We start from the raw sequence: 22,738 nt of genomic DNA, 5'->3' as shown, positions 1-22,738 counted from the left end.
AATAAAAAAGGTGAGGTGAAGGTTCATGTAGCTTTCCAAAAGAGTCGAGGGTTTTGGGATGAATCTAATTTTCAAAAAGAAACAGTGCTGGGTCCAAACGTTTTTTTCCGCAGCTTGTTAGTTTATGTAATAATTGATCGTGGGTTTTGACCTAGGGGGAATCCATCGTATTATTGTGTCCGAATTGTTTTATGAAGCCTGACCTCAAACAGATACAAGCACCTATTGCTACGGAAATGACGGAATTTGAAAAAAAATTCCGTGACTTTATGAAAAGTAAGGTCAAATTGCTTGATCACATCACCAATTACATAGTGAAGCGCAAAGGAAAGCAGATGCGTCCAATGTTTGTATTCTTGACTGCTGGTGTAAGTGGAGGAGTTACTGAATCTTCTTATCGTGGAGCTGCTTTGATCGAGCTATTGCATACTGCCACATTGGTTCACGATGATGTGGTGGATGATGCCAATTACCGTAGAGGTTTTTTTTCAGTCAATGCCCTGTGGAAAAATAAGATAGCGGTATTGGTAGGGGATTATCTCCTTTCCCGTGGACTTTTGCTGAGTGTGGATAATGGCGATTTTGAGCTATTGAGAATAGTCTCTCAGGCGGTCCGTGAAATGTCCGAGGGAGAATTGTTGCAGATAGCAAAAGCCAGAAAACTTGACATCACCGAAGAAGTGTATTACAAAATCATCAGGCAGAAAACAGCAAGTCTTATTGCTTCCTGTTGTGCTGTGGGTGCGGCTACTTCCGGTGCTGAAAAAGACCTCATAGAAAAAATGCGTGATTTCGGTGAGAAAGTGGGGATGGCTTTTCAGATCAAAGACGACCTTTTTGACTATGGTGAAGATGAAATCGGCAAGCCTGTTGGGATTGACATCAAAGAAAAAAAAATGACCCTGCCGCTTATCTATGCCTTGAACAATGCATCATGGCTGGATAAAAAGAGGATCATTTACCTGATTCGCAATAAAAACGAAGATAAAAAATCTGTGAATGAAGTCATTGATTTTGTCAAGGCTTCCGGAGGTCTACAATATGCTACTGAAGTGATGAAGCAGTATTTTGAAGATGCCCTTCAGATTCTTCGGGAATTTCCTGAGTCAGATTATAGGGATTCGCTGGAAGGTCTGGTCCGATATACCATAGAGAGGAAAAAATAAAAGGTCCGATTAAGGGCCTTTTTGGTTTTTTATTCTTTAAGCAATTCATTTACCAGTTTGTTGTGGTCTTCTACCCATTTTTCATAATGCGACCCTGTACCTGGTCCATTGAAACCAGTATGAATGTGTCTTACTTTTCCTTTTTTATCTATATAAATCAAGGTTGGGAATGCCACCACTTGATTGAGTGCAGGTAATGCTTGAGAAGCTTTCTCTTTATTGCTTTCTCCGGCTACCAAAAAGGTGTAGTTGGCGTTGAGCTTTTGCTTGCTCTTCTTGACTCTACTACTTGCATACTCAAAATCAGGCTTGTACTCAAAAGCCAGTCCTATTATTTCTACACCACGGTCTTTGTTGCGATCATACCAAGGGCCTAAAAACCGGGTTTCATCCATACAATTCGGGCACCAAGTTCCAAATAGCTGTACCAGAACAACCTTGTCCTTGTATTTCGGGTCCGAAAGAGAAACCGGATTACCTTCCAGGTCTGGGAAACTGAAGTCCAGCTTGTCATAGCCATCTTTTAGATAGCTAAGCGAATAGGCGTCAGGAAGCTCGAAAGTTTCATTTCTTTCGGCAGAAAAGGACTCCCGGTAATTTGGTCCACTTCTGAATTCACCCGTCATTTTGCCATTTTCTTCCAGTTCCCCGGTAAATAGGTAGGCATGGCTTCCATCAAATGCGCTTAGGGAAAATTTTCTACCGCTGACATTTCCCTCCAAATACCTATAATCACCAAGCTTGGTCAAAAATGTACCTTTGATTTTATCTTCAATTTGTTCAAAGACTCCTATGGCCTCGTAAGAGTTATCTCCATTTCTGAAATCCACTTTCCATCTACCTGAAAAATCCACTTCAGGTTTTACACTGACGGGGAACCTCTTTCCTGTCGGTCTAGTGGAGGAAAGTGGGACGCTATAGTCAGGTAAATGATTTTTGACAAAAGCTCCCTGAAGGTAACCGTCCTCAGTAATAGCCGCCAATAGGTCTGCATCGAATATTCCCAAGGTGATCTTTACAGAGTCATCACTTACAGTTACTTCATCATATTCCAAAACCTCCTCAGCATTGTATATTTCGGCAAACCACTTTTCCCCACTTTTTTTAAAAACGAGCTCAAATGGAATTTCATCAGGAGAAATATCCAGTTTGACCAAGTGTTTTTCCTGTAATACTGACTTTTTTTTCTCCTCTTTACTACATGCCAATAGAAGCATACAGAATACCAATAGCAAATGGTTTTTCATAAAAATCTTGTTATATATAAGTTTTAGGGCGATTCTACAAAATTAATAGCCTACAATAATGATAGGTTAAATTGACTTTGTCAAATTAAAGTTCCACGAAAGGTTTTTATTGGATGTATTGTAGGTTAACTTGAATAAGGACATACCGGTTTTGGTGTGAAAAGTTAAAATATTTGGGATTTTCTCCCACTTTTTTCCATCATTTCATAGGTTTGGTAGAAAGTAGACGAAGTAGCTTATTTATGAATGGAATTTTGTGCTTTTATGGCCAAAATAGGCCAATTTTTCCTATTGGGAAAAGGTTTTCAACTGCCTGATCTTCAAGTGAAATTATTGTGATTTTTTTTTGAAAACATTGTGATAATTCAAACTTTTAGATAGTTTTATAAAAAAGTGGAGAAATGTGGGAAGAAGTGGTGGAATGTGTGGATGCTTTTCTTACTTTTGTATTTATAGCAAACTCAAGATAAGCCCATGGGAATGTTCAAAAGTCGGTTTGAATGTAAGGTCGACGCCAAAGGACGTCTGGCTTTGCCTGCCAAGATGAAGGCGGCAATTCCAGAGTCGAATGGTGGCGAGCTGATTCTGCGTCAAGGTGACGACGGCTGTCTTGCGCTATATACCCAGATTGAGTTTAAAAAATTGTTGCACAAGGTTTCTGCTTTATCGGACAGAGATCCTGTGCAAAGGCTTATCAAAAGGAGTTTTTTTGAAAGTATGACTGAAGTGGAGTTGGACAATGCCGGGAGATTTTTGATTCCCAAGACTTTTCTTAGCTGGTCAGGTATAGAAAAGGATGCCATCCTGATAGGGTTAGGTGGATTTGTGGAGATTTGGAGTCCGGAGAAATACCGTCAGAATGTTGTCGTCGATCAGGCGGAGTTGTCAAAATTGATGGATCAATATCTCTCGTAAGTCATGACAGCTTCTCCCTACCATATCCCAGTAATGCTAGCCCCCTGCATTGAAGGCTTGGCTATTGACCCCAACGGTACCTATGTGGATCTGACATTTGGTGGGGGTGGTCATTCCAAAGAAATTCTCCGGCATTTGGACAAAGGGCATTTGTATGGCTTTGATCAGGATGCTGATGCAGAGGCCAATGTACCGGAAGATGACAGGTTCACCTTTGTGGCTGCCAATTTCAGGGATTTTAAAAAATACCTCAGACTATACGGGGTTACAAAAGTCGACGGTATTCTGGCTGATCTGGGGATTTCTTCCCATCAGATCGACGAACCAACAAGAGGGTTCTCTACCAGATTTGACGGCAACTTGGATATGAGAATGAGCAGCGACATTGAGCTTACTGCGCAGCAGGTGCTCAATACTTACGAAGAAGCGCAGCTGCACAAGATATTCGGCATTTACGGCGAAATCAAAAATGCCAAAACACTTGCACAGGCTGTGGTCGCTGAAAGGGCTTCCAGGCCTTTTGGTACTACCGGGGAATTCAAGTCTTTTTTGAAGGGCTATGCGCCCAGAGGAAAGGACTTCAAATATTACGCTCAGGTATTTCAGGCACTTCGGATTGAAGTAAATGATGAAATGAAAGCCTTGGAAGACATGCTGCTACAGACGGTAGAAGTCCTAAAGCCCGGAGGCAGATTGGTGATCATGAGTTATCACTCTTTGGAAGATAGGTTGGTGAAAAACTTCATCAACAAGGGCAAATTTCAGGGAGAAGTAGAGAAGGACTTCTTTGGAAACCTTCTAAGACCACTAGAGCCGATCACAAGAAAGGCAGTGATAGCCTCCAAAGAGGAAATTGAATTGAACAACAGAGCACGTAGTGCTAAACTGAGGATAGCAAAAAAACTATAAAATGCGCCAGAACACTTTCAAAAAGAAGCTTAAGAAGGGAAATTCCTCCAATAGAGGTGGCAAGAACCTTTTTACCCTGATTGAAGAGAAGCTCAATATGTCAGGGGTTTTGGGTGATGGTGTTCCTGTTCAGTTTGTTCCGCCATTCTTATATGTAGCTCTTTTGGCACTCATATATATATGGAGTAACCACAGCGCCGAAAACATGGTCCGCAAAATTGAGATCATGCAAAAGGAAGTGGAGGACATCCGTGCAGATGTGACTACTCTGGAAGCTGAGTACATGCTCAGTAGCAAGCAGTCAGAAGTGGTTAAAAAAATAGCGCCTCTTGGGATAGAAGAAATCAATGAACCACCGGTAAAAATCAAATTGAAGAAGTGAATATCAAACGTTCCATAGTGCTAAGGGTAAGGCTTGCTTTTTTGATAGTGGCCCTGATAGCCGGTGCGATCTTGTTTAAGATTGTGCGCTTACAGTTTGTGGAAGGTGAGAAATGGACAGCAAAGGCAGAATCTGCTAATTTTAAATACAGACAAGTTAGTGCTACCCGCGGAAATATTTATGCGGCAGATGGAAGTCTACTGGCAACCTCTTTACCATTTTACAGGGTAGTGTTGGATCCTACTGTTGCCAAGACCAACGTGTTCAATGAAGGTATTGATCAATTGTCAGGATTATTGGCAGATTTCTACAAAGACCGGTCTAAAGCTTCCTACAAGAAAATGATCACCGATGCCAAAAGCAATGGTAAAAGATACCTTATTCTCAATAGAAAGCAGATTGGATATCAGGACATGCAGATGATGAGCACCTGGCCTATCTTCAACAAAGGGAGAATGGGTGGAGGAGTCATCTTCGAAAAAGTGGAAAAAAGGTACAGGCCCTTCAATTCATTGGCAAGCAGAACAGTCGGATTTCTGAATGAAGACCGATATGGTGCAGGGATAGAATACAGCTTTAATGATTACCTAGAAGGAAAAAATGGGCAGGCAATGTTCCAAAAAATTGCCGGTGGCTATTGGAAGCCGGTTTTCAATGCGGAAGATATCAAACCGGAAGATGGATATGATGTACACACCACTTTGGATGTTAACATTCAGGATGTCGCAGAGTCTGCCTTGTACAGGCAGCTTATGGAAAAGGACGCTGCATTTGGTACGGTCATCGTCATGGAAGTAGCCACTGGAAAAATCAAAGCGCTGGCCAATCTTCAAAAAAACAAGAATGGCAGGGGCTACAGTGAAAGTTACAATTATGCGATAGGAGACCAAGGCTTGACTGAGCCAGGCTCTACTTTTAAGTTGATGTCCATGTTGGCACTTCTCGAAGAAGGAAAGGTCAATCTCAATGATGCAGTAGATACCGGAGACGGAGTTTTCCAGTTTTATGACAGGAAAATGACAGATGCCAAAACAGGTGGCTATGGCAGAATCTCCGTCAGGGAAATCTTTGAAAAATCTTCAAATATAGGCATTTCCAAGCTTGTGGATCAGAGCTTTGGGCACAATCCGAAAAAATTCATGTCCTATATTGAAAAGGCCGGTTTGGACAAGCCTTTGGACTTCCAGCTGAAAGGTGAAGGTGTTCCCTATTTTAAAAAACCTGGAGAAAAGAACTGGTATGGCACCACTTTGCCTTGGATGTCTATAGGTTATGAGACCAAGCTGACGCCATTGCATACATTGACACTTTATAATGCAGTGGCCAATAATGGTAAGATGGTAAAGCCAATGATTGTCGAATCTATTGCTAAAGGGAATTATGTTCAGAAGAGCTTTCAGACTGAAGTGCTGAGAAAGAGCATCGCATCTGAAAAGACGATCAAACAACTGCAGGAACTGTTAGAGGGCGTGGTGAAAAATGGAACTGCCAAAAATGTTCATAATGATCAGTATAAAATTGCCGGAAAAACAGGTACTGCCCAAAAACTTGAAGAAGGAAGGTATACCAGAAGGTATTATACTTCTTTCGTGGGATATTTTCCGGCAGACAATCCAAAGTATTCCGCCATTGTAGTGATAGATAGTCCAAAAGGTTTCAATGCCTACGGAGGAGATATTTCTGCTCCTGTTTTCAAAGAAATCGCAGACAAAATCCATGCGCAGGACTTGAGGCTCAATAAAAAAACTCCGGCAGATGTTTACCTGGCCCAGCAAACATCAGATTTCCCATATATCCAAGCTGGTAAAGTAGATGAATTGCAGTTGATCTGCAACAAGTTTGGAATTTCCAATCATGCCAATGGAGTGAATGAGGGATACGTCAGGTCCAAGTCAATGGATAGGTCCATACAGTGGCAGGCCAATCAGACAGAATCCCCAGTGGTGCCGGATGTAAGTGGCTTGCCTTTGAGGGATGCTCTTTATGTGCTGGAAAACAAAGGGCTGAGGGTGATTTACCAAGGAAAAGGAAGGGTGAAAAACCAATCCATTTCCCCGGGATCTCCTGTACAGCAAAATCATGTGATCAATTTGATATTAGGATAAATGAAGGTGTTGAAGGACATATTGTACAAAGTTTCTCTTACCTCTACCGTGGGTGACATGGACAGGGAGGTGAGTGGGCTTTCCTTTGACAGCCGAAAAGTAATACCTCAATCTGTTTTTGTAGCAGTCAAGGGCACACTAGTGGATGGACACAGTTTTATTGAGATAGCGATCGGCAATGGTGCTACCAGCATCGTGTGTGAGACGCTACCCGAAAAACTGCATGACCATGTCACATATGTGCAAGTTTCACAGTCCAATGTGGCTTTGGGCATTATGGCTGCTAATTATTTCGAAAATCCATCTGAAAAGCTGAAGCTTGTGGCGGTTACCGGTACAAATGGAAAGACCAGTACCGCCACGCTTCTGTTTCAGTTGTTTGTGGAAATGGGCTATCAAGTTGGTTTGCTTTCTACCGTAGAAAACAAAATCAATGAAGAAGTAATCCCTTCCACGCATACCACTCCTGATGCAGTTTCTATACAGTCTTTACTTAGGAACATGGTGGATAAAGGCTGCACTCATTGTTTTATGGAAGCTTCTTCCCATGCCATTGTGCAGGGAAGAACTGCGGGACTGAGTATTGATGGGGCAATTTTCACTAACATTTCCCATGACCATCTGGATTACCATGGGACTTTTGATGAGTACATCAAAGCCAAGAAGAAGCTGTTCGACGATTTGCCCAAATCTGCTTTTGCTCTGGTAAATGCAGATGATAAAAGAGGCATGGTCATGCTTCAAAATTGCAAAGCCACCCACCAGACTTTTGGTCTGAAGTATCCTGCTGATTTCAAAGGAAAAGTACTTTCCAATACCATAGAAGGCTTGGAATTGGATATCAACAACAAGCAGGTATGGTTCAGAATGATTGGCGAATTCAATGCATACAACCTCTTGGCGGTGTTTGGTACAGCGGTCCTTCTTGGAGAAGAAGAGGAGGAAGTTCTCATGCAGCTGTCAAAAGTACCAGGAGCTCAGGGAAGATTTGACAAAGTGACTGTATCCGGTATTACTGCCATTGTGGATTATGCACATACTCCTGACGCCTTGGAGAATGTGCTGAAAACCATTTCCGGTGTCAGGACCGGTGGTGAGCAGGTGATTACGGTAGTGGGTTGCGGCGGAAACAGGGACAAAACCAAAAGGCCTATCATGGCCAAAATTGCTGCCCAATTTAGTGAAAAAGTGATCCTTACTTCTGATAATCCCAGAGACGAGAACCCAGATGAAATTCTTAAAGAAATGGAAGCAGGAATCAATCCTGTGGATTTCAAAAAGACCCTTACCATCTCAGATAGAAGAGAGGCGATCAAGACCGCTGTGGTGATGGCAAAAAAAGGGGATATCATCCTAGTGGCAGGAAAGGGCCATGAAACTTATCAGGAAATCAAAGGTGTAAAATACCCTTTTGATGATAGAAAAGTAGTAAATGAAATGCTTCAACTTTTGAATAAAGAATAATATGTTATATCCGATTTTTGATTATTTGGACGGCGTGTTGGATATCCCTGGGACAGGGGTGTTCCGCTATATCTCCTTCAGGGCAGGTATGGCAGCGCTTTTGTCCTTGATCATTACGGTGACTTTTGGGAAAAACATCATCGACTGGATCCGTGCCAAGCAGATAGGAGAGACGGTAAGAGACCTTGGCCTTGCCGGACAGCAGGAGAAGAAGGGAACCCCAACCATGGGAGGCCTTATGATCATTGCAGGTATCATTATTCCTACCCTTCTTTTTGCCAATGTCTACAACATCTATATTATTTTGTTGCTCATCACTACCGTGTGGCTTGGAGCGATAGGGTTCTTGGATGATTACATTAAAGTATTCAGGAAAAATAAAGAAGGCCTGGCTGGCCGATTCAAAATAGTAGGTCAGATTACTATTGGTATCATTGTAGGGGCTACCCTGTATTTCCATGAGGGTGTAGTGGTGAGGCAGTTTACCAACCCAGTTTCTATAGAAGAAGGAGTGGTTGAAACTCCCGCTTACAGGGATGTGAAAATTGCAAAGACCACCATCCCTTTCATGAAAAACAATGAGCTCAATTATGAGACATTTTTGGGTTTCTTTGGAGAAAAGGTTACCCCTTTTCTCTATATAATTTTGGTAATTTTCATCATCACAGCTGTTTCAAATGGGGCCAATATTACAGATGGAATAGATGGGCTTGCAGCTGGGACCTCGGCCATTATAGGTCTGGCCATTGCTATCTTTGCCTACATTTCAGGTAATGCCATTTTCTCCCAATACCTCAATGTGTTTTTCATCCCTAACTCAGGAGAGTTGGTGATTTTCTGTGCTGCATTTGTAGGCGCATGTGTTGGGTTTTTATGGTACAATGCCTATCCGGCTCAGGTTTTTATGGGAGATACAGGCAGTCTGATGCTTGGCGGAGTGATCGCAGTACTTTCTCTGACATTGAGAAAAGAGCTGTTGATTCCTGTGCTCTGTGGGGTTTTTGTTATCGAGAATGTTTCAGTGATCCTTCAGGTAGGATATTTCAAATACACCAAGAAGAAATATGGAGAGGGCAGGAGGATATTCCTCATGTCACCTTTGCATCATCATTATCAGAAGAAAAATATTCATGAATCCAAAATCGTCGTGAGGTTTTGGATTATAGGGATTCTATTGGCAATCATCACTTTGGCAACATTGAAATTGAGATAAATGGAGAAGAGGATCGTCATATTGGGAGCAGGAGAAAGCGGTGTTGGAGCAGCAATGCTTGCGCATAAACTTGGCTATACCGTATGGGTTTCCGATATGGGTCAGATTTCCATGTCCAGAAAAGAACAGTTGATTCAAAAGGGAATCGCATTTGAAGAAGGAGCTCACTCAGAGGCTGAAGTCTTGAGTACCAATGAGATTATCAAAAGTCCGGGAATACCACTTACAGCTCCCATAGTCCAAAAAGCCATCGCCAAAGGAATCAATATCATTGATGAGCTTGAGTTTGCCGGCAGGCATTCGAAAGGACAGATAATCGGAATCACCGGTACCAATGGAAAGACAACGACTAGCCTATTGACTTATCATTTGCTTCAAAAAGGAGGTCTTGATGTGGGTTTGGCCGGCAACGTTGGTCAAAGTTGGGCAGGACAGTTGGTTGATAGAGATCATGCTTGGTGGGTACTGGAAATGAGTAGCTTTCAGTTGGATGGCCTGCAGACCTTGAAACCGAAAATCGGCATCCTTACCAATATCACCCCTGACCATTTGGACAGGTATGATTATGACCTTTCAAAATATGTAGCTTCCAAACTTTCTCTTTTCAAGAGAATGGGAAATGATGACGCCGCAATATTCCTTCAAGACAGCACATTGATCCGGGAAGCCTTAGAGGCAAGGGGGCTTTTTGCTGACCCTTATCCGGTTTCAACAGTGTCGGAAGGGCCAAAAGGGGGATATTTTGATGGTCTGAACATCAAGATTGCCACCCCGGGAAAAACCATCGAAATCAATCCAAAAGAAATAGTGCTAAAAGGCAAGCACAACATGCTGAATGCTATGATGTCTTCTTTGGCTGCGACGTTGGCCGGAGTGAAAGAAAGCAGTATTAAGGAAGGCTTGATGGATTTCAAAAATGCTGCCCACAGAATGGAGCCTGTAGGTATTATTGACGGGATAAGCTTTGTCAATGACAGTAAGGGGACCAATGTAGATGCGACCAAATATGCCCTGGAGAGTTTTGAACAGCCTGTGATTTGGATTGCAGGTGGAGTCGATAAAGGCAACGATTACACTGAGATTTTACCATTGATAGACAACAGGATCAAAGCACTGATTTGTCTTGGAAAGGATAATAAAAAATTGAAGGAAGCCTTTGATGGCAGGATCAATGAAATCAGGGAAACCACAAAAATTGAAGAAGCAGTAAAGTGGGGATTGGAATTGGGAAGCAAAGGGGAAGTAGTCCTTTTGTCTCCTGCCTGTGCCAGCTTTGATTTGTTCAAAAATTATGAAGATAGGGGGCAGCAATTTTCGGCGGCTGTGGGTGAATTAAAATCAGAAAGAAAATGATAGTAGCACTTAAATCATGGATCGATAGAAACCTCAAAGGGGATCCCATCATTTGGGGTATCGTGATACTGCTGTCCATCATCAGTATTCTGGTGGTTTACTCGGCTACTGGTTCTTTGGCTTATAAGTTCAAGGGAGGAAATACCGAAAAGTACCTTTTTGACCATTCTATGATGGTTTTTGGAGGGCTTTTGGTGATGTGGGTTGCCCATAAGGTGCCTTACAAATGGTACGGTTTGGTGGGCAGGCTTTTGCTGGTTATTTCTATTCCATTGTTGATTTTCACTTACTTCTTTGGTACCAATCTGAATGAAGCCAGCAGGTGGATCAATATCCCGATCATCAACAAGGCTTTTCAGCCATCAGATATTGCTAAACTTGGTCTGATAGCCACTTTGGCCAGTATCCTTGCCAAGAGGCAAAAGAGCTTGGAAGAATTGAAAAAGTCCTTTCTCACGATCATTTTGGTAATAGGTTTGATCTGCATGTTGATCGGACTTGCCAATATGTCCACGGCCCTGTTGCTCTTTTTCACTTGCTTCTTATTGATGTTTATCGGCAGGGTTCCCGGTAAGTACTTGATCATGTGCGTCCTATTCGGTGCCTTGTTTATATCTGTCTCCGCTATGGTTGGTCAAAGAGGGGCTACTTTCTTTTCGAGGATAGAAAACTACATGTCCAAAGATGACACTTTGCAGTATCAGGTAGAGCAATCTTATATAGCCATCAGTACAGGAGGAATTACCGGAAAGGGGCCGGGAAAATCAGAACAAAGAAATTCACTTCCTCACCCTTATTCTGATTTTATCTATGCCATCATCATCGAAGAATATGGGCTCATTGGTGGAGGAACGGTGCTCTTTCTTTATCTGGCCTTGCTTTACAGAGGTATGAGAATAGTAGCATCTTCGACCAAACCTTTTGGAGGTCTGTTGTCTGCAGGTCTGAGCTTTGCTTTGGTGCTTCAGGCCATGGTAAATATGGGTGTGGCTGTTGGGATAGGGCCGGTGACGGGACTTCCATTGCCACTTTTGAGTATGGGAGGGACTTCCTTGTTGTTTACAGGGTTTTCCTTGGGGATTATCCTAAGTGTAAGCAGGGGAGATCATGAAGATTCGGTGGATACAGTAGTAGAGGGAAACCGCTCCAAGAAAGTATTTCAAACAGCATAAAGTGAAGAAAACGGAAAAGACATATAGAATCATGATCAGCGGAGGAGGCACAGGAGGCCACATCTATCCAGCTATTGCTATAGCCAATGCCTGGAAAGAAAGGTATCCTGAAGCAGAGGTTCTATTTGTTGGGGCAGAAGGAAAAATGGAAATGCAAAAAGTGCCGGAAGCAGGGTATAAAATTGAAGGCTTGCCAGTTGCTGGACTTCAGAGGAGTCTGAGCCTATCCAATCTCAGCTTTCCCTTTAAGCTGCTCAAAAGCCTCAATAAGTCCAAAGCATTGATTAGAGATTTTGCGCCTGAAGCGGTGGTAGGAGTGGGAGGATATGCCAGTGGCCCTCTTTTGTATGTGGCTCAGGGAAAGGGGATTCCCACCTTGATCCAAGAGCAGAACTCCTATGCTGGACTTACCAACAAGCTATTGGCCAAAAAAGCTAAAGCCATTTGCGTGGCTTATCCGGAGATGGATAGGTTTTTTCCAAAGTCAAAAATCAATTATACCGGCAATCCGGTGAGAAAAGATATTCTGAATCTAGAAGGCAAAAGAGAACAGGCCCTGAGCCATTTTGGACTAGATTCCAGCAGAACAACTCTATTGGTGTTGGGAGGTAGTTTGGGGGCTAGGACCATCAACCAAGCGATCTTATATGACATGAAAGCTTTTGAGGATTCTGGATACCAGGTACTTTGGCAATGTGGCAAGTTTTACTTCGGAGAAATGGAGCAGAAGGTTCAAGGGTCCGGACTGAAGCACATTCATGTGAAAGAATTTATCAAAGAAATGGATCTGGCTTATGCAGCTGCTGATGTGGTTGTATCCAGAGCTGGAGCGCTTTCTGTATCTGAATTGAGCTTGGTAGGAAAACCCGTGGTTTTTATTCCTTCGCCCAATGTGGCAGAGGACCATCAGACCAAAAATGCCATGGCTTATGTACAGAAAAATGCAGCCATCTTATTAAGAGACAATGAGGCTGTCGGACAGGTAAAAGCAACAGTCGATGCGCTTTTTGAAAAGAAGGGAAAAGCGGAAGAACTGGGAAAAAATATTAGAAATATGGCCAAAGAAAATGCGGCCGAGGAAATAATAGAAGCATTGGAAAGAATTATCGGATGAAACTGAAGGGCTTACATAGCGTCCACTTTCTAGGAATAGGAGGAATAGGCATGAGTGCTTTGGCAAGGTGGTTTAACCATGTCGGGATACCAGTGTCTGGCTATGACCGTACCCCTTCACCTTTGATTGAGGAGTTGGTAAGAGAGGGCATGCAGGTAACATTTGATGATTTGGTAGAGCAGATTCCTGCAAGGGTGAGAGAAAATAAGGCCAATAGCCTTATCGTATGGACTCCCGCTATGCCGGCAGATTCCCCTCAGCTCAATTACTTCAGGGATAATGGATTTGAATTGCAAAAGAGAGCTGCGGTATTGGGAATGATCACCAAAGATATGCCGACCATCGCCGTAGCAGGAACTCATGGAAAAACGACCACTTCCAGTATGATCGCACATATCTTAAAGCATACGGGTAAAAACGTAGCGGCATTTCTTGGAGGTGTAACCCAGAATTACCAAAGCAATCTGATTTTACATGATGAGGCCAAAGGTCAAGCTACAGTAGTAGTGGAAGCAGATGAATTTGACAGGTCTTTCCTCCATCTTCATCCTGATACTGCTGTAGTGACAAGCGTGGATCCCGATCATCTGGATATTTATGGCGATCCCGATCATCTTGTAGAAGGCTTCCAAAAATTTATAGCGTTGATTGCTCCAAAAGGCAGGCTATATATCCAGTCCAATGCATTGCATAAGATTGAAAAGCCTAACAAATCCCTGGCAGTCATTTCTTATGGTATCAATTCAGGTAAAGTAAAAGCGCTTAACATCAGGCCTAAAGCCGGTGCATTCATATTCGACTATCAAGACGAAAATTGCGCTTTGGAAGATATCCAATTAGGTATGCCTGGATTCCATAATGTGGAAAATATCCTTCCGGCGATTTCCATTGCCCTAACTATGGGAGTAAAGCCTCAAGAGGTGAAGGAAGCCGTGAGCAGCTTCAAGGGAGTGAAAAGGAGGTTTGAAATCCATGTTCAGGAAGAAGGAAAGGTATATGTAGATGACTATGCCCATCATCCTGAGGAGATCAGGGCATTTTTGAGCTCGGTGAGGGCTATGTATCCACATTATAAATTGACTGCAGTGTTTCAGCCGCACCTGTATTCGAGGACTAGGGATTTTGCGAAGGGATTTTCTGAAAGTCTTTCCCTGGCGGATGAAGTGCTGCTTTTGGATATCTATCCGGCACGGGAGCTTCCCATAGAAGGGGTTGATTCGGCCATGTTGCTGGAGGATATAGGATCAGCTAATAAGTCACTTCAGACCAAGGAGAACTTGTTGGATTATCTGGCCAAAAGTAAGCCTGAGTTACTGGTGACGATTGGTGCCGGAGATATTGACAGATTGGTAGGACCTATTGCAAACTTGATGAAAACCTATGAAAACTAAACTGAAGAAAATATTGGGGGTCAGTTTTCTGCTGTTGATTTTGGTTGGCTTTATAGGCTTCGTGGAAAAAAAGCATGCAGAAAGGAAATTTTCAGAAGTGGAAATCTCCATCAAGTCTGTTGCAGATGTCTATTTCGTGGATGAGGCGGATCTATTGGAGCAGTTGTATGTGGAATTTCCTCTTATGAAATCAGGAGTGTCTTTCTTAGAACTGAACCTCAATCAGATTGAAAGAAAGGTAGAGAAACATCCTTTTGTGAAAAATGCAGAAGTGTATTCAGACCAAAAAGGAAATATCAAGATCGAGGTGGAGCAGCATGTGCCGATGGCCAGAATAGTCAGGCCAAGAGCGGCTGATGGTTACATTTCTACAGAGGGCCTGATTTTGCCAACCTCGCCACAGTACACGACCCGGGTATTGTTGCTTTATGGGGAATATGCCGAGCAGCTTTTGCAGGAAAAGGAGCTGAATACCGATCATAAAGAGCTGTTAGAACTGATCCAGTTTATCCACAGGGATGAATTTTGGAGGGCACAGATCACAGAGTTGGAAATGGAAAAAAAATCAGATATCAGGCTGCATCAGCAGGTGGGAAGGCAAGTGATAGAGTTGGGAGATGCCGCGGATCTTGAAGAGAAGTTTAAAAAGATCAACCTGTTTTATGATGAGATTTTGCCGGTAAAAGGGTGGAATACATACAGCAGGGTGAATGTAAAATATAAAGGTCAGATTGTTTGTGAATAATTGATGATGCTATGGAAAACGACAAATTTATTGTAGGACTGGACATTGGGACTACCAAAATCTGTGCGATTGTTGGACGCAAAAACGAATTCAATAAGCTCGAAGTGCTGGGCGTGGGAAAGGCAGTATCAGACGGAGTGATCCGTGGTATTGTGACCAATATTGACAAGACGGTTAATGCCATTCAAAAAGCAGTATCAGATGCTTCTGATATGGCTGAAGTGGATATTGCAAACGTGATAGTAGGTATTGCAGGGCAGCACATCAGGAGTTCAGTTCATCATGGTAGTATCATGTGTAATCCCAGTCAGGGAGAGATCACCATCGAAGATGTCAGAAGGCTTTCCAATGACATGGAAAACATAGTAGTACCTCCTGGTAATACCATTATCCATGTAATGCCACAGGATTACACTGTGGATTACGAAGATGGTATCAAAGATCCTGTTGGTATGTCCGGTTGCAAACTGGAAGCTGACTTTCACATCATCACTGCCCAATCTACAGCAATCAGTAATATCAATAGGTGTATCAAGCGCGCTGACCTTATTTCAAAAGACCTTATTCTGGAACCACTTGCCAGCTCTCTTTCTGTATTGAGTGAAGAGGACAAGGAAGCAGGTGTCTGCTTAGTAGACATCGGTGGGGGTACTACGGATATTGCGATTTTCCATGACAACATCATCAGGCATACAGCAGTGATTCCTCTAGGGGGTAACATCATCACTACAGATATCAAAGAGGGATGTATGGTGCTTCATCATCAAGCTGAGCTTCTTAAAACAAAATTTGGAAAAGCAATCTCTGAAGAGGCGAATCCCAATGAAATAGTATCTATTCCCGGCTTGAGAAACAGACCGCCAAAAGAAATATCAATCAAAAACCTGGCTTCCATCATTCAGGCGAGAATGGAAGAAATCATTGAGCATGTGCAAAATGAACTCGTAGCAAGTGGTCATTATAAAAAACTGGCTGGCGGTATTGTACTGACTGGAGGCGGGTCACTTCTGTCAGGCGTGGCGCAACTATTTGAATACATGACTGGACTGGATACCCGTATCGGATATCCGAACGAACATTTAGGCAAATGTAAAGTGGATGAGATCAAAAGTCCCATGTACGCCACATCAGTAGGGTTGGTACTGGCCGGATTTAAATCCTTCGACGAAAGGGAAGAGACTTACAAGCAGAGATATGAACGTGAAGGGACCAAAGTGCAGGTAAAAACCAATAAAGGGGATTTCGGTACTAGGATATTTTCCAATATAAAAAACAGACTAAAAGATATGATCTCGGATGATATCGCAGAAGATAATAATTACTAGGGCTTATCATATTGGGGGAGGTGAAAAGCAGTGCTTTTCATTTCCCTGAAAATTTAAACCATGAAAATTTTATTCACCAACACATAAATAAATGTCAGATAACATGAAAGAGTACAAATTTGATTTACCAAAAAACCACAAGTCAATCATTAAGGTGATAGGCGTAGGCGGTGGCGGCTCCAATGCTGTGAACCACATGTATAACCAGGGTATTAAGGATGTAGAATTCGTAGTAGTGAATACGGATGCACAGGCATTGAAAAGCAGCCCGGTTCCATTGAGACTTCAGTTAGGTGCCAACCTTACCGAAGGTTTGGGAGCTGGTGCTAATCCCGAAAAAGGGAAAAATGCTGCTCTTGAGAGCAAAGAAGACATAAGGGAACTACTATCCGACAATACCAAGATGGTATTTATTACTGCTGGTATGGGTGGTGGAACCGGTACCGGTGCTGCACCGGTGATTGCCAAAATCGCAAAGGATATGGATATCCTTACTGTAGGAATAGTGACAGCACCTTTTGTTTTTGAAGGTAGGAAGAAGATGCAATCTGCTCAGTCCGGTATAGAGTCTTTGCGTGAAAATTGCGACACCGTTCTTGTGATTCTCAATGATAAATTGAGAGAAATTTATGGCAATCTGGCCATCAGATCAGCTTTTGCCAAAGCGGACAATGTTTTGACTACTGCGGCCAAGTCAATTGCTGAAATCATCACAGTACATCAGGATGTAAACGTGGATTTTGAAGATGTTAAAACCGTGATGAAAGATGCAGGAGCTGCTGTAATGGGTTCAGCAAGTGAAGAGGGAGAAGGCAGAGCAATCAGAGCTGCCGAAAAAGCCATTGCTTCCCCACTACTCAATAATGTAGATATTAGAGGTGCCCAGAAAATCCTTCTTTCTATTATGTCTGGAGAGGATGACGAACTTTCTATGGATGAATTGAGTGAAATCACTGAATACATCCAGGAGAGAGCAGGAGAAGAAGCAGAAGTGATTTTTGGTCAGGGTATTGATCAGGATCTAGGAAAAGGAATCAGGGTTACTGTTATCGCTACAGGTTTCGAAATGGATAAACTGACTACAGCTTCACCTGCCAGAAAAGAAGCTGCCCCAGCTCCTGAAGCTAAAACAGAAGAAGTTGTGGAAGAAAAAACCATCAAGGTAATCGACCTGGAATCCGGCAAAACTTCCAATGTTGAAGAAAGTGTCAATCCAGGCCAATCTTACACCTTCACTTTCCAAAGGCCTATCCCTGTAGCCAACGATCATGCCCAAAAAGCTGAACCGGTGAAGTCGGTAGAAAAAGAGCAAGCCCCTGAAGTAAAGCCTGTACAGGTAGAGGAAATTGAAGAAGAAGAAGAAAACTTTGAAATCGTATCTGTCGAAAAGCCAGAGGAAAAGATAGTCTACAAATTAGATGAAGAGGAGGAGCAGGCACCAGAGTTGCCCAAGGCTGAAAGTCAGGAAGAAGTAAAGCCTGCCTTTGGCAATGACTATTATGAGCAGGTAAGACAAAAGGCGATTCAAAAAGCTTATGAGCGATTTGAAAAGCTAAAAAATATGAGAAGTAATCATTCACAGAATACTGAGGATTTCAAGGAAAAATTAGAGACTCCGGCATATGTCAGAAAGCAGGTGAAGCTTTCAGATGTGCAGCACAGCTCTGAGAGAAACCTCTCCAGATTCAATCTGACTGATGAAAATGAGTTTTTGAAGAACAATAAGTTTCTTCACGATAATGTAGATTGATACTAAAAATCAATCAGCATTTCAGCTTGGGTCTGAAGTAATTCCATGTACAGCCTGTTGGTGAGCAGGTTATCTGACAAACTGTCTTCTATTTTAGCCAACTTTGGCTTGAAGGCAAGTACATGCATTCCCAGGTAATGGAAGATGTCGGTGAGGTGGCTCAAAGCGATGCCACCCCCGCCTATTCCTGATGAGAGCCCGACCAAGGCACATTTTTTATTTCTAAATGCATTAGGGTAAGTCATCCCGTCTATAAATGCTTTTAATATTCCTGGAAAAGAACCATTATATTCCGGAACGATAAAGACAAACTTACTTCCTTCTTTTACCTTATTGTGAAAATCATTGAATCCTGGATTTTTCCCATTGTTTTCATATAGAGCTGAAAACAGAAAGTCGTGAGGGAGATCTTTAAGATCAAGAATTTCGGCATCAGTATTTAAATTTTTCAGGCTATTTTGATAGATCAATGCCAGTTTGTGGGAAAGAGAGTTTTTACGGTTGGTACCTACTATTATCTTTATCATCGAAATAGAATTCTTAAATTATTGCAGCTACACTACAAACAGGTTTGTTATTTAGTTTCGTAAGTTGTAGAAAATTATTTAGCTGAATCAAAATCCTTCCAATTTTAGATGAATTTAATATGAGACAAGAACCAACAATCAGTTATTTGGAACAAATAGGACATGCGGTAGAATACATTATCTCAGAGTTTGACCAGCCGTCAGAAGTGGGGATTATTTTAGGTACCGGACTGGGTCAGCTGATCAGTCAGATCGAAATCCTCCATGAAATTCCATATGACAAAATCCCATTTTTCCCTGTTTCCACTGTTGAAAGCCATAAAGGAAAATTGATTTTCGGAAAACTTTCGGGAAAATCTGTGATCGCCATGCAGGGCAGGTTTCATTACTATGAAGGATATTCCATGAAAGAAGTTACTTTTCCTGTCCGTGTCATGAAAAAGTTGGGTATAGGACATCTATTTGTGTCCAATGCAGCCGGAGGACTGAATCCAGATTACAAAATAGGAGAGCTAATGGTCATCAATGACCACATTGACCTTTTCCCTGAAAACCCTTTAAGAGGGAAGAATTTAGATGGATTTGGTGTCAGGTTTCCGGATATGTCAGAACCATATGATCTCTCGTTGGTGAAAAAGGCCATGGATATTGCTGAAGACAATGGTCTGAAAGTTCATCAGGGAGTGTACGCTGCTGTGCAAGGACCGAATTTGGAAACCAAAGCAGAATACAAATACCTGAGGACTATAGGTGCTGATGCCATTGGTATGAGTACGATTCCAGAGGTGATTGTGGCAAGGCATATGGATCTTCCTGTCTTTGCTATTTCGGCCATCACTGATCTTTGCTCTCCTGGAAACATCAAGAAAGTAAAAATTGAAGAAGTTCTTGCTGCGGCGGCCATTGCCGAACCCGGAATGGGAACGATCATAAAGTCACTGATAGCAACTTTGTGAATTGATTTATATGACTGATGTGAAAGCGTTTTCTTGGGATGACTTGCAGGAGACCTGTGATTTTTTGAAAAATCATAGTGGGGAAACTGCAAAAACTGCGATTGTACTGGGTTCTGGCCTGGGTCTATTGATGGATCACCTAACCATACTCAAAAGGTTTGCTTATGGTGAAATTCCCCATTTTCCGATTTCTACTGTAGTTGGACACTCAGGTGAGCTCGTCATGGCTGAGATAGATTCCAAAAGGCTTTGGATTATGAACGGGAGATTTCATTACTATGAAGGATATGGAATGTCCCAAGTGGTTTACCCATTAAGAGTATTGAAGCTTTTAGGAGTAGAAAACCTTGTAGTTACCAATGCAGCAGGTGGTCTAAATGCCGATTTTGAAGCAGGAGATATTATGTTGATAGAAGATGTCATAAGCCTGCTTCCGGCCAATCCGCTAAGAGGAAAAAATGATAATAGACTTGGTCCGAGGTTTCCTGATATGTCTGCCCCCCTTGATGAGCAATGGAGTGCTCAAGTCAAGGAATCAGCTTTGGAATTGGGATATAATTTGAAATCCGGTGTGTATGTAGGAGTAACAGGACCGAATCTTGAGACCAAAGCAGAAATCAATTATTTAAGGATCATTGGAGGAGATGCAGTAGGGATGAGTACTGTTCCTGAGATCATCTGTGCCCACCAAATGGGGATAAGGGTTTTGGCTATTTCTGTAATTACAAATGAAAGTATCCCTAAATCTGCCAAAGAATTCACCCATGAAGAGGTAGTGGAAGTGGCCGGAAGAGCGGGTGTAAAGCTTGTCGATTTGGTGAAAAGTAATCTTCCTTAATTCTTAGCACCTAACATTTTACAGCCAGACAAAAAACAAAAAGAAGGCCTTCAGATTACTGAAAGCCTTTTTTATTAAACATGATTACCCGCTTTCTTACCAGTAGAACCTAAATAAAGAAACAAACCTATGATTTCTAGCCAATATCAATAAATATCCTATATCTATTAGTATCGGATTGATCTAGGCCCTTATTTAAATTGGTTATTGGTATGATTGCGGATATACATATTATTAAATTCCTCTGAATTTATACGGTCATAATTTCAGCTTCTTTTTTCTCCAAAAGTTCATCGATTTTGGCAATATATTGATCCGTTAGTTTTTGAACTTTCTCTTCAGCTCTTTTCACTTCATCTTCTGCTACTCCTTCTTTCTGAAGTTTTTTGAGAGACTCATTGGTATCTTTTCTGATTGTTCTAACTGAAATTTTTCCTGTCTCACATTCCTGTTTGGCCTGCTTTACAAGATTTTTTCTTCTTTCCTCAGTCAAAGGAGGAATGGTGAGAATGATGATTTCTCCATTGTTTTGAGGCGCGAGTCCAAGATCGGAATTGATGATTGCCTTTTCAATTTCACCGATGAGGTTTCTTTCCCAAGGCTTGATCGTAAGCGTTCTGGCGTCAGGTGTAGTTACAGAAGATACCTGCTGCAGAGGTGTAGGGGCTCCGTAGTAAGATACCATTATGCCATCAAGCAAGTTTGGCATAGCCTTTCCTGCTCTGATTTTGACCAATTCTCCAGCAGTATGATCTACTGCTTTTTGCATGAGTTCTTTTGCTTCTTCCAGGTAAAGTTGAATCTCTTCCATGTCTTTTATAGTTCTGGATTAATTTGAAGTTATTAAAGTTCCTATTTCTTCTCCGGTAATTAACTTTTCCAAATTGCCTGTTTTATTCATGTCAAACACCACTATTGGCAGGTTGTTTTCCTGACATAGCGTAAAGGCGGTCATGTCCATGATGTTGAGGTTTTTTTCGTAAGCTTCCTGGAAAGAAAGGGTGTTGTACTTGGTGGCATTTTTGTCTTTTTCAGGATCAGCGGTGTAAACTCCATCCACTCTGGTTCCCTTTAGTACCACATCTGCCTCTATTTCTATTGCCCTTAGGCTGGCTGTAGAGTCAGTTGTGAAATATGGATTGCCGATTCCAGCGCCAAAAATCACAATTCTTCCTTTTTCCAAATGCCTGATGGCACGTCGTCTGATAAATGGTTCACAGACACTTTCTACTTTGATACCTGACATCAGTCTGGTAAACATTCCACTTTGTTCTAAGGCACTTTGCAGGGCCATCGCATTGATCAAAGTGGCTAACATGCCCATGTAGTCTCCCTGCACCCTGTCTATACCGGTTTTTTCGGCCTGTACCCCTCTGAAAATATTACCTCCTCCTATTACTATGGCGATTTCTACGCCCAGATCTTTTACTTTTTTGATTTCATTGGCATACTGCTCGAGCCTGTTGGAATCAATACCGTAATTTTTTTCTCCCATCAGGGCTTCACCGCTCAGCTTCAATAATATCCTTTTGTATTTCATTTTGTTTTTTTGGTAATAAGGAAGGGAATTGTATAAAATTCTGACTTTTTAAATCTGACAAATATAAAGCCTTATGGCAGAAAACTAAAAAGCGATCCACTAAAATTGGATAAGTACCTGATTTTTCTCTACACTTTCCCCTTTTTTGATTTTGATAGCCTGTACTGTCCCATCTCCAGGGGATTTCAGAATGTTTTCCATCTTCATGGCTTCCAATATAAGCACGGGGTCTCCCTTCTTTACTTCGTCCCCTTCTTTCACTTTGATGTCGAAAATCAAACCTGGCATAGGTGCTTTGATATCTTTTGCTGCGGTGGAGGTGGCCATATTTAAGCCTAACTTGTCCAGTAAAAGATCGAATTTGTCCTTGATCTGAATCTCACAAGGCTTGTTGTTAAGCTTCAAAATCACTGTTTTGCTTTCTTGATCGATAGAGACCAATTCCAGATTGAATGATTTTTCTTCAAAAACCACTTGGTAATGATAATCCCCTGTTTTGGTAATGTCCCATTGAAAGAAGATATCATTTACCTTGATTGATCCGTTTGATTTTTCGACAGTAAAAACTGAATTATTGATACTAGCTGAATACATTTCCGTTATTTTGCGGACAATATACGATTAAT

General features: G+C 42.0%; 21 protein-coding genes. 16 read left to right on the top strand and 5 right to left on the bottom strand.

Annotated features, from left to right (window positions below):
* Positions 1–191: 191 nt before the first annotated feature.
* A complete protein-coding gene (locus EGN73_RS13845) occupies positions 192–1,166 on the top strand; it encodes a polyprenyl synthetase family protein (protein WP_219290916.1) in 975 nt (324 codons plus the stop codon).
* Between the two features lie 29 nt (positions 1,167–1,195).
* On the opposite strand, the gene EGN73_RS13840 is transcribed toward EGN73_RS13845, so the two are convergent.
* Positions 1,196–2,413 carry a peroxiredoxin family protein gene (locus tag EGN73_RS13840; protein WP_219290912.1) on the bottom strand — a complete coding sequence of 406 codons (1,218 nt, stop codon included), beginning with the start codon at positions 2,411–2,413 and terminating at the stop codon, positions 1,196–1,198.
* Positions 2,414–2,887: 474 nt separating this feature from the next.
* Between EGN73_RS13840 and mraZ the strand changes: the two genes are divergently transcribed.
* The 13 genes from mraZ (at position 2,888) to ftsZ (ending at position 18,251) form a co-directional block, all read left to right on the top strand.
* The gene (mraZ, locus tag EGN73_RS13835) at positions 2,888–3,328 is read left to right on the top strand and encodes a division/cell wall cluster transcriptional repressor MraZ (protein ID WP_219290910.1); all 441 of its coding nucleotides are present in this window, start codon (positions 2,888–2,890) and stop codon (positions 3,326–3,328) included.
* A gap of 3 nt (positions 3,329–3,331) precedes the next feature.
* Positions 3,332–4,237, top strand: a complete 906-nt coding sequence (rsmH, locus tag EGN73_RS13830) for a 16S rRNA (cytosine(1402)-N(4))-methyltransferase RsmH (protein ID WP_219290907.1) — start codon at positions 3,332–3,334, stop codon at positions 4,235–4,237.
* A gap of 1 nt (position 4,238) precedes the next feature.
* The gene (locus EGN73_RS13825; protein ID WP_219290904.1) at positions 4,239–4,619 is read left to right on the top strand and encodes an FtsL-like putative cell division protein; all 381 of its coding nucleotides are present in this window, start codon (positions 4,239–4,241) and stop codon (positions 4,617–4,619) included.
* Positions 4,616–6,724, top strand: coding sequence for a penicillin-binding protein (locus EGN73_RS13820; RefSeq protein ID WP_219290901.1), 2,109 nt, complete (start codon positions 4,616–4,618; stop codon positions 6,722–6,724). Before EGN73_RS13825 ends, EGN73_RS13820 begins: the two co-directional genes overlap by 4 nt.
* Positions 6,725–8,188 (top strand): UDP-N-acetylmuramoyl-L-alanyl-D-glutamate--2,6-diaminopimelate ligase, encoded by a 1,464-nt coding sequence (locus EGN73_RS13815; RefSeq protein ID WP_219290897.1) that lies wholly within the window; start codon positions 6,725–6,727, stop codon positions 8,186–8,188.
* 1 nt (position 8,189) lies between these two features.
* Complete coding sequence (gene mraY / locus EGN73_RS13810; protein WP_219290894.1) at positions 8,190–9,401, top strand: phospho-N-acetylmuramoyl-pentapeptide-transferase; 1,212 nt, start codon at positions 8,190–8,192, stop codon at positions 9,399–9,401.
* Positions 9,402–10,754, top strand: a complete 1,353-nt coding sequence (gene murD, locus EGN73_RS13805; protein WP_219290890.1) for a UDP-N-acetylmuramoyl-L-alanine--D-glutamate ligase — start codon at positions 9,402–9,404, stop codon at positions 10,752–10,754.
* Complete coding sequence (locus tag EGN73_RS13800) at positions 10,751–11,926, top strand: FtsW/RodA/SpoVE family cell cycle protein (protein ID WP_219290887.1); 1,176 nt, start codon at positions 10,751–10,753, stop codon at positions 11,924–11,926. The genes murD and EGN73_RS13800 overlap by 4 nt, the downstream gene beginning before the upstream one ends.
* A gap of 31 nt (positions 11,927–11,957) precedes the next feature.
* Positions 11,958–13,040 carry an undecaprenyldiphospho-muramoylpentapeptide beta-N-acetylglucosaminyltransferase gene (gene murG, locus EGN73_RS13795; RefSeq protein ID WP_246611592.1) on the top strand — a complete coding sequence of 361 codons (1,083 nt, stop codon included), beginning with the start codon at positions 11,958–11,960 and terminating at the stop codon, positions 13,038–13,040.
* Complete coding sequence (murC, locus tag EGN73_RS13790; RefSeq protein WP_219290881.1) at positions 13,037–14,431, top strand: UDP-N-acetylmuramate--L-alanine ligase; 1,395 nt, start codon at positions 13,037–13,039, stop codon at positions 14,429–14,431. The genes murG and murC overlap by 4 nt, the downstream gene beginning before the upstream one ends.
* Positions 14,421–15,176: a cell division protein FtsQ/DivIB gene (locus EGN73_RS13785; protein ID WP_219290877.1), complete on the top strand. Its 756-nt coding sequence runs from the start codon at positions 14,421–14,423 to the stop codon at positions 15,174–15,176. The genes murC and EGN73_RS13785 overlap by 11 nt, the downstream gene beginning before the upstream one ends.
* 11 nt (positions 15,177–15,187) lie before the next feature.
* Positions 15,188–16,501: a cell division protein FtsA gene (gene ftsA, locus EGN73_RS13780; RefSeq protein WP_219290874.1), complete on the top strand. Its 1,314-nt coding sequence runs from the start codon at positions 15,188–15,190 to the stop codon at positions 16,499–16,501.
* Between the two features lie 103 nt (positions 16,502–16,604).
* Positions 16,605–18,251: a cell division protein FtsZ gene (gene ftsZ, locus EGN73_RS13775; protein ID WP_219290871.1), complete on the top strand. Its 1,647-nt coding sequence runs from the start codon at positions 16,605–16,607 to the stop codon at positions 18,249–18,251.
* 2 nt (positions 18,252–18,253) lie between these two features.
* On the opposite strand, the gene EGN73_RS13770 is transcribed toward ftsZ, so the two are convergent.
* On the bottom strand, positions 18,254–18,778 hold the full coding sequence (locus EGN73_RS13770; protein WP_219290868.1) for an NADPH-dependent FMN reductase: 525 nt from the start codon (positions 18,776–18,778) through the stop codon (positions 18,254–18,256).
* Positions 18,779–18,897: 119 nt separating this feature from the next.
* Here EGN73_RS13770 and EGN73_RS13765 point away from each other — a divergent pair, with 119 nt between their 5' ends.
* Positions 18,898–19,734: a purine-nucleoside phosphorylase gene (locus EGN73_RS13765; protein ID WP_219290866.1), complete on the top strand. Its 837-nt coding sequence runs from the start codon at positions 18,898–18,900 to the stop codon at positions 19,732–19,734.
* Between the two features lie 10 nt (positions 19,735–19,744).
* Complete coding sequence (locus EGN73_RS13760) at positions 19,745–20,572, top strand: purine-nucleoside phosphorylase (protein ID WP_219290864.1); 828 nt, start codon at positions 19,745–19,747, stop codon at positions 20,570–20,572.
* Between the two features lie 250 nt (positions 20,573–20,822).
* On the opposite strand, the gene frr is transcribed toward EGN73_RS13760, so the two are convergent.
* The 3 genes from frr to EGN73_RS13745 all read right to left on the bottom strand — a co-directional run bounded on the left by frr (position 20,823) and on the right by EGN73_RS13745 (position 22,706).
* A complete protein-coding gene (frr, locus tag EGN73_RS13755) occupies positions 20,823–21,383 on the bottom strand; it encodes a ribosome recycling factor (RefSeq protein WP_219290862.1) in 561 nt (186 codons plus the stop codon).
* Between the two features lie 18 nt (positions 21,384–21,401).
* Positions 21,402–22,112 (bottom strand): UMP kinase, encoded by a 711-nt coding sequence (pyrH, locus tag EGN73_RS13750; protein ID WP_219290859.1) that lies wholly within the window; start codon positions 22,110–22,112, stop codon positions 21,402–21,404.
* A 99-nt stretch (positions 22,113–22,211) separates the two neighbouring features.
* Positions 22,212–22,706, bottom strand: a complete 495-nt coding sequence (locus EGN73_RS13745; RefSeq protein WP_219290856.1) for an acyl-CoA carboxylase biotin carboxyl carrier protein subunit — start codon at positions 22,704–22,706, stop codon at positions 22,212–22,214.
* Positions 22,707–22,738 lie beyond the last annotated feature (32 nt).

This window comes from Arthrospiribacter ruber (assembly GCF_019343195.1).
Taxonomy (GTDB): domain Bacteria; phylum Bacteroidota; class Bacteroidia; order Cytophagales; family Cyclobacteriaceae; genus Arthrospiribacter; species Arthrospiribacter ruber.
Note: the sequence above shows the minus strand (reverse complement) of the source record. Positions and strands in the feature narration are given on the sequence as shown.